This is a genomic window from Maricaulis sp. CAU 1757, from assembly GCF_054482675.1.
In genome coordinates this window covers 430,519-439,679 of sequence record NZ_JBTLRI010000001.1, presented here as the reverse complement: position 1 = coordinate 439,679, position 9,161 = coordinate 430,519, and the positions used below count along the sequence as shown (strand labels likewise).

Sequence of the window (9,161 nt, the reverse complement as noted above, 5' to 3'; positions counted from 1 at the left end):
GAGCTTTGCAGAAGACGGGTCGGATGGGGTGAATCCCGGTGCTGGACGTGTCGGACACCCGGCTCCCACCCCCTCCGTCTCGCCGCTGGCGCGGCGATCCACCTCCCCCATCGAGGGGGAGGACTTGGCACCCGGCCCTCCCGCGGCCCTTCGGGCCTTGGCCCCCTCAGACGGGCTGGCGCCCGCCAGCTCCCCCGCGGGCGGGGGAGCGGACGTAGGGTGGTCCTTCCCCTTGATGGGGAAGGTGGGCCGAGGCGGAGCCTTGGCTCGGATGGGGTGAATCCCGGTGCTGGCCGTGTCTGACACCCGGCTCCCACCCCCTCCGTCTCGCCGCTTCGCGGCGATCCACCTCCCCCATCGAGGGGGAGGACCTGGGGAGCACGCGCCGATTTCACTACTCGCATGAGGTGTGCTGCGCCGGGACCACACGGCTTAACGTCCCGTTTACCCTGCCGGCCCGATTGTCCCCGCGCGTCCGTGGGGACGGGGGGAAGCGCTGCAGAATGTGGCGGAGACGAGAGTGGCAGAATGCTGAGTGTCAACACCAATTCCGGCGCCGCCCAGGCGCTGCAGTCGCTGGCCGCCAGCCAGGCCGAGCGGGGCCGGCTGGAAGGCCGCATCGCCACCGGGCTGAAGATCGCCTCGCCGCGGGACAATGGCGGGCTCTGGGGGATGGCGCGCGGGCTGCAATCGGACCGCGTCACCCTGCTGGCCCAGGGCGACAGCCTCAACCGCGCCGCCTCGACGCTTGACGTCACCCTGGCGGCGCTCGACGGCATCGGCGACATCCTGATCGAGATGCGCGAGACGGCGCTGGCCCTCACCGACAGCTCGCTCGACGCGGCCTCCTTCGCGGCCCTGGAAGCGGATTACGCGGCGCTGTTCGAGCAGACCGTGATGATCGCCGAGGCGGCCAGCTTCAACGGCACCAATCTGCTGGACGGCGATACGCTGAGCCTCGATCCGCTGGGCGGCAATGCCATCGCCGGCGGCAATATGGTCAGCCTCCTGCGCACCGGCGTCGCCACCGATCCGCCGACGGTCGACAACAATTCCGTCGTCAACAGCAGCCAGTCGACCACGGTGACCGGCAATTATTCCGGCGTCACCAACGGCAATTTCACCGGCGACATCTACGGCAACATGTCGGGCGTCGTGAACGGCTGGTTCAACGGCGACATCTACGGCGATTTCAGCGGCTCGATAAACGGCGACTATACCGGCACGATCTACGGCTCCAATACGGGCTCCATCAACGGCAATATCAACGGCTCGGTGCACAATGGCGCGGTCGATCCGCCCAACCCGTTCACCATCGCCGAGGAACACGCCGCCTTCGAGGACCATGTCGCCTTCGCCTTCAGCGGCGTCGACGCGCCGGACTCGCAGCCCTGGGACCCGGCCACGGCGCTGGACTACAAGGGCAAGCTGGCCAGCATCGACACGCTGATCCGCGGCCTCGGCGGCTATTCCGCCGCGCTCGGCTCGCAGCTCAGATCGGTGACGCTGCAGCAGACCTTCCTGGGCCACAAGGCGGACCAGATCGAGGCCATGCACGGAAACCTGGTCGATGCCGACCTGGCCCGCGACAGCGCCCGCCTCAACGCCGTCCAGACCCGCGAACAGCTCGGCCTCCAGGCCCTCTCGATCGCCAATTCCGCGCCCAGCACGCTGCTCTCGCTGTTCCGCTAGGCCGACCCCTCCCGTGCGCGAGCGGGGGAGCGGACGCACCGGACGAGGTCCTTCCCCTTGCTGGGGAGGGTGCCCCGAAGGGGCGGAAGGGGTGAATCCCGGTGCTGGCCGTGTCTGACACCCGGCTCCCACCCGCTCCGTCTCGCCGCTGACGCGGCGATCCACCTCCCCCATCGAGGGGGAGGACCTGGCGGCGAGCCCTCCCCTGGTCCTCGCGGGCCTGCAGGCCGAGCCATAGCCCGGCTCGATGGCAGGCATGCGGAGGATCAATTTTTCATTGGCCGGGTCGGTCGATATGGTTTCCTCCATAGACCAGATGAAGGAAGCATCATGTCCGAAGACAGTCTGAAACGCGTCATGCTGGCCGACCGCGAAGCCCTCACCGGCGAGCGCCGCCGCCGCGCCATGATGGAGCAACTCAGGACCCTGACGCCGATCTGGCGCACCGCCGCCAAGGTCGCCCTGCGCGCCCGCCAGATCCGTTCCGTCCGGCTCTGACCCGTCCCTCCCCTGCGAAGCGGGGGAGGTGCCGCGCGCAGCGCCGGCGGAAGGGGGTGAATCCCGGTGCTGGCCGTGTCTGACACCCGGCTCCCACCCCCTCCGTCTCGCCGCTGACGCGGCGATCCACCTCCCCCATCGAGGGGGAGGACCTGCGTGCGGCAGGTTCCATCACCCCTTCTCCCCGGGGAGAAGGTGCCCCGAAGGGGCGGATGAGGGGGGAGACACCGCCCCTTCCGGAGAGTCCCCGCCACACGAAAACACTCTCCGGACAGACCTCGCTGCCCCCCTCTCCCTCGATCCCTCTCCCCAGGGAGAGGGAGGCTCACGCGGTCATAAAATTTTTCTCCGCACTCTCAGCGACCGTCCGTGGCGGTTTTCTCAATGAAATCAGCGGGCGGCCCTTTTTTCGCCCCGTTCTATCCCCACCCCCTCTGACCCGTGAGACACTTGCCCCGTCCTCGCACCAGCTCGAGGCCCGGCCTAGACAACCGGGGGGGGCGGGGAGAGCGGAGCTCGTCCGGGTCGGGCGGTCATGTCGGCCGGCGACCCCGGCGGGGCTGCGGGCGGCGAGGAGCGGCACTATTGGAGGACCGTTCCAGACCAGCCCGCCTTGCCAACTCGGGTCCTTCGAGGCTCGGTCAAATCTCCGCATGCGGGACGGTGTCGACGTCCAGTTCTTAATTCGCAGGACGCCTGCACCGTCCCGCATCCTCATACCGCCAGGCGGAGGCGCCGTGGCGCTGTTCGGCGTGGTGGACTTTCGGGCGGGCAGAGGAGGTGCGGCCGGTTTTGCATGGCGCCGGCGGGCATTCCCGGCTAGTCCTGTCGCCCAACAGCCACAAGGGGGGAGCCGTCATGGCCCGGGCACACGAGATTGATTACCGCATCGTCGGCAATGACGCGCAATTCGTCGAGATCGAGCTGGATCCGGGCGAGAGCGTGGTCTCGACCACGGGGGCGATGATGTACAAGTCGCCGGCCGTCGAGATGGCCGCCATCATGGGCGACGGCTCGCAGGAGAAACAGGGCTTCATGGGCGCCCTGGCGGGAGCCGGCAAGCGGCTGATCTCCGGCGTCGGCCTGTTCATGTCGAGCTATACCCATACCGGCACCGGCAAGGCGCAAGTCGCCTTCGCGGCGCCCAATATCGGCACCCTGCTGGCCGTCCACCTGCCCGATATCGGCGGCGAGCTGATCTGCCAGCGCGACAGCTTCATGGTGGCGGCGCGCGGCGTGACCATCGATATCGCCGTGCAGAAGCGCATCATGACCGGGCTGTTTGGCGGCGAGGGCTTTGTCATGCAGCGCCTCAAGGGCGATGGCTGGACCTTCATCCATGCCGGCGGCACGCTGGTCGAGCGCGAGCTCGGCGAGGGCGAGGAGCTGCACATCGATACCGGCTGCCTGGTCGCCTACACGCCGGGCGTCGACGTGGCCATCGAGAAGGCCGGCAATCTGGGCACCATGCTGGTCGGCGGTGAGGGCCTGTTCCTGGCCAAGGCGCGCGGGCCGGGCAAGGTGTGGCTGCAATCGCTGCCCTTCGCCCGCCTCGTCGGCCGCATCCAGGCCACCCTGCCCAAGCGCACGGCCGGCGGTGACGACTGAGGCCGCGGCGGCCTTAGGGCTGCCGCGCCTGGCCTTCCCGTCTCGGGTCCGCGCCGCCGACCAGCGTGCCGTCCTCGAGCCGGCGCACGATGTGCAGGCCGGAATTCTCGCCGCGATTGGCGTCGAGGGTGAAGCCGAGCCCGGCGAGCCCGTCGATGATGGCCGGGTCCATGCCGTCCTCGATGCGCACCACGTCATCGCGGGCGACCACATTGGGCAGTTCGATCGCGTCCTGCGGCGACAGGCCCCAGTCGAGCATGCCGACCAGCGTCTTGGCCGTGTAGGCAATGATCGAGGAGCCACCGGGCGAGCCGGTGGCGGCGACGAAATTGCCGTCCTGGTCGAGCACGATGGTCGGTGACATGGACGAGCGCGGGCGCTTGCCGCCGTCCGGGGCGTTGGCGATCGGCCTGCCCTGGGCGTCGACCGGGGTGCGCGAGAAGTCGGTCAGCTGGTTGTTCAGGAAAAACCCGCCGGCCATGCGGTGGCTGCCGAACACGCTTTCCACCGTGGTGGTCATCGAGACCACGTCGCCATCGCTGTCGACGATGACGAAATGGCTGGTGCCCGGCACGTCGGCGGTGGCGTCCTCGGCGGCCTGGATGGCCGGATCGGGCCGGCCGGCGGTGACCGTGGGCAGGGCATCCTCGCGCGCCATCAGGCTGGTGCGCTCGGCCAGGTAGGCATGGTCGAGCAGTCCGGCCACCGGCACGGTGACGAAGTCCGGATCGGCGATGTAGGCGTCGCGGTCGGCATAGGCGAGGCGGCTGGCCTCGATGAAGCGGCGCCAGCCCTCCACCGTGTCCGGCCCGGTCAGCGACATGTCATAGGGCTCGAGCAGGCCGAGGATCTGGTTGACCGAAACGGCGCCCGAGGCCGGCGGCGGAGCGCCGCACACGATCCACACGCGATAGGGTCGGCACAGCGCGTCGCGGCGCACCGCCTCATAGCTGGCCAGGTCGTCATGGGTCAGCCCGCCGGGCCGCGGATCGTCCTGCACGGCGGCGATGATCGCGTCGGCCAAGGGGCCGGTGTAAAGCGCCTCCCAGTCGGCGGCGATGGCGCGCGCGCTGTCGGCATAGGCGGGATTGGTCAGGACATGGCCGGCGGGCAGGGGGGCTCCGTCGGCGTCGAACAGGTAGGCGCGCGAGGCCGGCCATTCGTCGAGCGGCGTGCGCGGGGCGACGCGTTCGATCAGCCCGGCCAGGCGCGGCGAGATCTCGAAGCCGTCCTCGGCCAGGGTGATGGCGGCATCGAAACCGTCGGCCCAGTCGAGCAGGCCGTGGTCAGCGTGTGCCAGGGCCAGCGCAGCGACGGCACCGGGCACGCCGACGGAATGGCCGGAAAACACCGCTTCGGGAAAGGAGAGCGGTTCGCCATCATCGTCGAGGAAAAGGTCCGGGCCGGCCGTGGCAGGGGCCGCCTCGCGGCCGTCATAGACCGTCAGCTCGGCACTCTCGGCATCGTAATAGACGAGGAAGGCGCCGCCGCCGAGGCCGGAGCTCTGCGGCTCGACCAGGCCGAGCACGGCCTGCACGGCAATGGCCGCGTCAACCGCATCGCCGCCGGCGCGCAGGGCCTCAAGGCCGGCTTCCACGGCGTGCGGATTGGCCGCCGCGACCATGGCCTGGCCTGGCAGGTCGGCAGTGGGCGCCGGCGCAGGGTCGGCGCTCTGCCCGGTGTCCTGCGCGGCGGCGCGGGGCAGCGGAACGGCATTGTCCGCCTGCGGGCCGGGCGAGCAGGCGGCGGTCAGGCTGGTGGTCAGCAGGAGAAGGGTGGCCAGGGTGGCGCGCGGGCCGGGCATACGCATGATCGAACTTGTCCCCATCGGATACTTCGTCACCATAGACGCAACGCACGAAAAACATGAAGGGTGCCATGCCGAATTCAGAGAAAATTGCCGCGCCCGGCCGATCCAACAGCCTGGCCGACATTGCCGGACTGAAAGTCGGGCAGGCCGAGGACGTTCGCGTCGACACCGGGGTGACGGTGATCCTGCCCGAGCAACGCGCCGTGTGTGCCGTCGATGTGCGCGGGGGCGGGCCGGGCACGCGCGAGACCGACGCGCTGGCCGCCGATACGCTCGTGGATGCTGTCGACGCGCTGGTCCTGTCCGGTGGCTCGTCCTGGGGACTGGCGGCCGCAGACGGCGTGGCTGCGGCGCTGGGCGCGCGCGGACGCGGGTTCTCGCTGGCCGACAGTCCGGGCGTGCCGGTGTCGCCTGTCGTGCCGGCTGCCATTCTCTATGACCTCGCCAATGGTGGCGACAAGGCCTGGGGCGAAGACCCGCCCTATCGCGCGCTCGGCCGGGCGGCACTCGAGGCTGCATCGCATGACGTGCGTGAAGGCCGCTGCGGCGCCGGCCGCGGTGCGCGCGCGGGGACGCTGCCGGGCGGCACCGGGACGGCCAGCCTGGTGCTTGGCGACGGGACCGCCGTGGCGGCGCTGACCTGTGTCAATTCCTTCGGCTCGGTGCGCCTGCCGGGCTGTGACGCCTACTGGGCCTGGCCGTGGGAGATCGAGGGCGAGTTCGGCGGCGTCCGGCCGCCGGCGGACTGGGTGATGAGACCGGATGACTGGGGTGAGGCCAAGCTGCGTCCCGGCGTGCGCCAGAACACGACCCTGGCCGTGATTGCCACCGATGCGGACCTGACCCCGCCCGAGGCGCGGCGCCTGGCGGTGATGGCCCAGGACGGGCTGTCCCGCGCCATACGCCCCGTGCATACACCCTTTGACGGCGATGTCGTGTTCGCTCTCGCCACGGCCGCCCGCCCACTGTCGGAACCGCGTGCGCTCAGCCTCGCGCGGCTCGGCAGCGCCGCCGCCGACACGCTTGCGAGGGCCGTTGCGCGCGGCGTTCATGCCGCAATCGGAGAGGCCTGACAGGGTCACTGCACAGGGCGATGCTTTTGCCGCTTTGAGCCCCTTGCCTTCTGCCAACCCCGCGGTTAGTTTCCGCGCCTCTTCGGGGCTCGCCCCAAAGACACGGCCTGCACCGGTAGCTCAGCTGGATAGAGCACCAGACTACGAATCTGGGGGTCGGGGGTTCGAATCCTCCCCGGTGCGCCATTTTTCCTGATCTCACGCTTGTTCCCTGCGTTCACCGCTCCATGGGGCGGCCAGACGTGGCCGGCGCGCGGTTGCGCATGCGGACCCATGGGTCCGGCTTCCTGATTTCACGGCACACAAAAAGGCCGCGACTGGGTTGTCGCGGCCTTGCTGCACTTGACGAATGCTTGCCGGTCAGGCGGCAGACATCTCGGTTTCCAGCTTGTCGGTGACCGCATTGATGATCTGCCAGTCGGCGTCTTCGGCGGTGCTCTGGTAGAGCTGGCCGTCGATATAGGCAGAGGCCGCCTCGGCGCTGGTATCGCCGGTACCGGCGATATCGGCCAGCAGGCGGGCCGAACCGGTCAGCGCGATCACGGGCTTGCCGGCTTCGCTGAAGGCGCGGGCCAGGCGGCTCGCACTTTCGGTCAGCTTGTCGGCGCCTTCCAGCAGGATGAAGGCGTCATAAGGAGCGGTGTCCAGCTCATCCGACGTCTCGGCCACCGCGAAGTTGATCTCGGCACTGCCGTTATATCCGCGCAACAGGGCGTGTTGGTCAGAGACCAGGACAGCGCGGCGATTGCTGCGGTTGAGCGCCTCGGTGGCGGTCTGCAGCTGCTGGACATTGACGGATTCAGCGACGAAGGCGGCGACGCGACGGGGGGGATGGCTGTGTCTCATGGTCTCTCCTGGTCTGGTAAACGGGGCGCTGTGCGTACGGCACAGGAAGCGCGCTGCCCGATCGGGCGCGCGCGGTCTGACACAGACATAATCACTCGCTGCTCGCGATCAAGGGGTGCCCTGTCATTGCCAGTATTCGGGCGACAAAGCCATGCGACGAGAAAGTTCTGGGTGACCAATAAATAATATTTTTTGTTCAGTATAATTTCAGATCACGTCTGTGATAATTTCTATCTATTAAGTTCATAGAGTGCAGGGGCAGTTTTGATTTTATTTTACTTCATAGGCATTTCAGAATCGTTCGGCATCACCTATGGGCTCCGCGTTGGTTTCGACCTCGTCGGCCAGGTCAGTGAGTTCGATGACCGACAGGCTGGTCGAGGACGTGGGTTCGAAGTCGGACTTGTCGGCGTTGGGTACCGGTGCCTTGTCGGCGCGTCGGAACAGCATGGCGCCGGCGAGGGTGACCAGGACTGCGGCGGCGAACAGGAAAAGACCGGACGGCCCGGTCAGCCCCATGATGAAGCTGGCCATGATCGGACCAACCATAGAGCCCAGCGCCCACATCATCAGGATGGCCGACATCATGCTGGTGACTTCGCCTTCACCGGCACGGTCGGCGGCGTGGGCCACGGCAACGCCGTAGTAGGACAGTGCGCCAGCGCCCCATAGCGCAGCCAGGCCAAACAGGGCCAGGGGCGGCACCCGGCCGGCGAGCAGGCTGAGGGCAATGGCACAGGCCGCGGCGAACAGGGCCAGGCCGGCGATCACGACGCGGCGGTCCATTCGGTCTGACAGCAGGCCGGCGGGCCATTGGGCGAGCACTGAGCCGCCGATCAGGGCGGCGTTGAAAAGCGCGGCGGTGCCGGCGATCGGGCCACTGGAAAAGCCCTCCACATAGAGCGCGTAAAGCTGCAGCACCGAGCCGCTGACGAGACCGGCGGCAAAGGCGGCGATGATCGCGGAGGGTGCGATGTGCCAGACCTGGAGCGGAGTGAAGGGCACAGTGGTAGGCGGTGTGGGTTGTTCGCGGCGCGTGGCGCATACCGGTACCAGGCAGGCGCTGAACAGGACGGTGACGATGAGAAAGCCTGCGGCGTCACCCGGCGGCACGGCGGCGACGATGAAAGGCCCGATCATGAAGCCGATCTTGGATGTGACGAGGTAGAAGGACAGGATGGCGCCCCGCCGCTCCTGCGGCGCCGCATCCGCGATCCAGCTTTCTCCGGCCGCCAGCAGCCCGGCGACGCACACGCCGATCAGGAATTCCAGGGTAATCCACCACAGGGTGGCATCATTGGCGTAGAGCAGGGCGGCGCATACCGAGGCGGTGGCGGCGAAGGCGGAGATGGCACGGATGTGGCCGATGCGCATGAGCTCTCGCGGCGCGAAGTAGGCTCCCAGCATGAAGCCGAAGGCATAGCCGGCCACGATGACACCGATCTTGACCGCCGAAGCGCCTTCGCTGAGCAGGGTCAGCGGGCCGACGACCGAGAGGCCGCCAATGGCTGCCTGCATGATCATCAGGGCGATGACAATGGCGGCCACATTGCGATAGCTCTCGACCGCGTCGCTGGGTGAGGACGGGCGGCCGGACAGATCGGGCTGGGTCATTGCGGGGCGGACGTCCGTTT

Annotated in this window: 7 protein-coding genes and 1 tRNA gene; 5 read left to right on the top strand and 3 right to left on the bottom strand. The window is 68.4% G+C overall.

The features are described 5' to 3' along the window. The first annotated feature begins 528 nt into the window (after positions 1-528). The 3 genes from ACXYMR_RS02030 (at position 529) to ACXYMR_RS02020 (ending at position 3,798) form a co-directional block, all read left to right on the top strand. Positions 529-1,692, top strand: a complete 1,164-nt coding sequence (locus ACXYMR_RS02030) for a flagellin N-terminal helical domain-containing protein (protein ID WP_458941080.1) — start codon at positions 529-531, stop codon at positions 1,690-1,692. Positions 1,693-2,022: 330 nt separating this feature from the next. After that, positions 2,023-2,190 (top strand): hypothetical protein, encoded by a 168-nt coding sequence (locus ACXYMR_RS02025; RefSeq protein WP_458941079.1) that lies wholly within the window; start codon positions 2,023-2,025, stop codon positions 2,188-2,190. Between the two features lie 858 nt (positions 2,191-3,048). Further along, entirely contained in the window at positions 3,049-3,798 is a 750-nt protein-coding gene (locus ACXYMR_RS02020; RefSeq protein ID WP_458941078.1) for an AIM24 family protein, read from the top strand. Between the two features lie 13 nt (positions 3,799-3,811). Here the strand turns inward: ACXYMR_RS02020 and ACXYMR_RS02015 are convergent, their stop codons facing one another. Continuing rightward, on the bottom strand, positions 3,812-5,608 hold the full coding sequence (locus ACXYMR_RS02015; RefSeq protein ID WP_458941077.1) for a gamma-glutamyltransferase family protein: 1,797 nt from the start codon (positions 5,606-5,608) through the stop codon (positions 3,812-3,814). Positions 5,609-5,676: 68 nt separating this feature from the next. Here ACXYMR_RS02015 and ACXYMR_RS02010 point away from each other — a divergent pair, with 68 nt between their 5' ends. Together ACXYMR_RS02010 and ACXYMR_RS02005 are read left to right on the top strand one after the other, a co-directional pair. Beyond that, entirely contained in the window at positions 5,677-6,681 is a 1,005-nt protein-coding gene (locus tag ACXYMR_RS02010) for a P1 family peptidase (protein WP_458941076.1), read from the top strand. A 109-nt stretch (positions 6,682-6,790) separates the two neighbouring features. Then, positions 6,791-6,867, top strand: a tRNA-Arg gene (locus tag ACXYMR_RS02005). A gap of 174 nt (positions 6,868-7,041) precedes the next feature. Here the strand turns inward: ACXYMR_RS02005 and ACXYMR_RS02000 are convergent. Then, entirely contained in the window at positions 7,042-7,527 is a 486-nt protein-coding gene (locus ACXYMR_RS02000) for an asparaginase domain-containing protein (RefSeq protein ID WP_458941075.1), read from the bottom strand. 291 nt (positions 7,528-7,818) lie between these two features. Then, complete coding sequence (locus tag ACXYMR_RS01995) at positions 7,819-9,141, bottom strand: MFS transporter (RefSeq protein WP_458941074.1); 1,323 nt, start codon at positions 9,139-9,141, stop codon at positions 7,819-7,821. Between the last annotated feature and the right edge of the window lie 20 nt (positions 9,142-9,161).